The sequence below is a fragment of the Ideonella azotifigens genome (assembly GCF_006519715.1).
GTDB lineage: Bacteria > Pseudomonadota > Gammaproteobacteria > Burkholderiales > Burkholderiaceae_C > Ideonella > Ideonella azotifigens.
The window spans coordinates 1-2,152 of the sequence record NZ_VIDT01000822.1; the positions used below are offsets into that span (position 1 = coordinate 1).

1 protein-coding gene and 1 pseudogene are annotated in these 2,152 nt (G+C 69.9%); both read right to left on the reverse strand.

What is annotated here, in order from left to right; genetic code table 11:
• On the reverse strand, positions 1 to 1,540 hold a 1,540-nt coding region (locus tag FKP22_RS28065), incomplete at its 3' end, for a UvrD-helicase domain-containing protein (RefSeq protein ID WP_141291340.1).
• A pseudogene (locus FKP22_RS32945) lies at positions 1,537 to 2,152 on the reverse strand (hypothetical protein); the annotation flags it as partial. The gene FKP22_RS28065 and the pseudogene FKP22_RS32945, both read right to left, overlap by 4 nt.

A 2,152-nucleotide genomic window follows, 5' to 3' on the forward strand; every position in this document is an offset into this window, starting at 1 on the left:
CTGCCACCGGCAGGAAGGGCAGCGGGTTGTCACCGCCCGGCTGGCGAAAGCCGAAAGCGCCCTCGCCTTCGCGCTGCTCGCCACGCAGGAAGATCGCGTTGACCGCCTGAACCACGGCTTCGGTCGAGCGGTAGTTGGTGTCCAGCACATAGTGGCGGCCAGCGGTGGCGGCGCGGGCCTGCAGGTAGCTGTGGATGTCCGCGCCGCGAAAGCGGTAGATGGACTGCTTGGGGTCGCCGATCAGCAGCAGCGCCGTGCCGCGTGCATTCGCCGCCGTGTCGTAGAGCCGGTCGAACAGGCGGAACTGCAGCGCCGAGGTGTCCTGGAATTCGTCGATCAACGCCACCGGCGTCTGCGCCAGGATGCGCTCGCGCAGGCGGTCGCCGTTGTGGCCTTCCAGCGCAGCGTCCAGCCGGCTCAGCAGGTCGGCAAAGCCGAACTGGCCGGCCTGGCGCTTGAGCTGGTCCAGCCGCGCCGACACGCGCGCCGCAGCATGCAGGCGCAGCGTCGGCGCGATCTCCGGCAAGGCATCCAGCGCCGTGAGCAACGATTCGAAAGCCTCGAACACAGGCGGCAGATCGATGGCTGGCGCGTCGACCTTGCGCATGCCCCGCACACCGGCCGGCGTGAGCCGTTGGCGCCCGGTCTTGAGTTCGGGCAACTCAGCTTCGCTGTCGCCCCGCGCCCAGCTGGCCAGCGTGTCCAGCCAGGGATTGAAGAACCGCGCCTGAAGGCTGCGACCTTCCCAGCCCAGCTTGAGGTCGCACTGCGCCTGCAGCCAGTGGCGCATCTGTTCAGCTCGCTCGGCCCAGCCGGCACGCAGCGCAGCCAAAGCCTCGGCCCGCACCTGGGTGGCCTGGCGCAGGCAGTCGGCCAGGCTGCCCTCGCCAGCACCTTCAGGCAAGGTTTGCGTGCCCAGGCTGCGCACGTCGGCCACCAGCGCCGGCAGGCCGCGCCAGACGGACAGCACGGCGTTCAGCGACGCACTGTCCAGCGGGTAACACTGCTGGCGCCAGTAGTCCTGCGCGACCTCTAGCCACAGCGCCTGCTCGTCGGCCAGCAGCTCTTCGTCGAACAGGCTGCCGCTGTCGAAGGCGTGCTCACGCAGCATGCGCTGGCACCAGGCGTCTATCGTGTGCACCGCCGCGTCGTCCATGCCTTCGGCGGCGGTGGCCAGGCGCCAGGCCGCAGCTTCGCGGGCAGCGTCGTCGCCCTCGTACGTCGCCATCAGTTCCTTCAGCAGCGAATCGATCTTCGACTCGTCCAGCTCGCCTCGGAAGGCCTTGGCCGCGTCGAGCAGGCGGGCGCGAATGCGGTCCGACAGCTCGCGCGTCGCGGCCCGGGTGAAGGTCATCACCAGGATCTGGTCTGGCCGCAGCGGGCCGCCGAAGCGCGTGGCATCAATGCCATGGCCCAGCACCAGCCGCAGGTACAGCGCGGCAATCGTCCAGGTCTTGCCGGTGCCAGCGCTGGCCTCGATCAGCCGGCTGCCCCAGAGCGGAAAGTCCAGTGGCCGCAGGGCCTGGGCAGCGGACGTCATGCAGCCTCCTCGGCCACGTCGTCTGCGCTCGGGTGCCAGGTCACGCTGACGTGGCGCTGCGCCCAGTCGCGCAGTGGCGCATACAGCGCCTGGGCCCAGTGGCCGAAGTTGGCACCAGCAGCGTCGGCTTCCGTCAGTGCCTCGAAGTCAGGAAACAGCCGCGCCAGGCAGGGTTCGTCCACCTCGCCGCGGCGCTGGAAGTCTCCCTGGTAGGTGGCGAGCGCAGTTGCTGGCGCGTCCAGCCAGGCCAGTGCAGTGCGCGGCGCGACCGGCAGCGGCTGCTGCTGTGCCACTTGCCACGCGGCCAGCACAGCTTGCGCCGCCGCGTTGGCCATCTCGAGTGCAGGCGGCGTGAAGTACAAGGTCGCATCGCGGCCGATCAGCAGCAGGTCCACTGGCTGGCCGCTGGCGGCTGCGGCCATCGCGCGCAGCCACGGGCCGACCAGCTTGTCCAGCCGCGGCGTGGCCTTGCCGCTCGCAGGCTTCTTGCCGCACAGGCGGCTGGCCTGCACCTGCAACCAAACAGGGCGCTCTTCGCCAACCCGCAGACCATCCAGCCAGTCGTCCAGTTGCAGTGGCAACAGCAGCGGCTGCCCGTCCAACGGCAACACG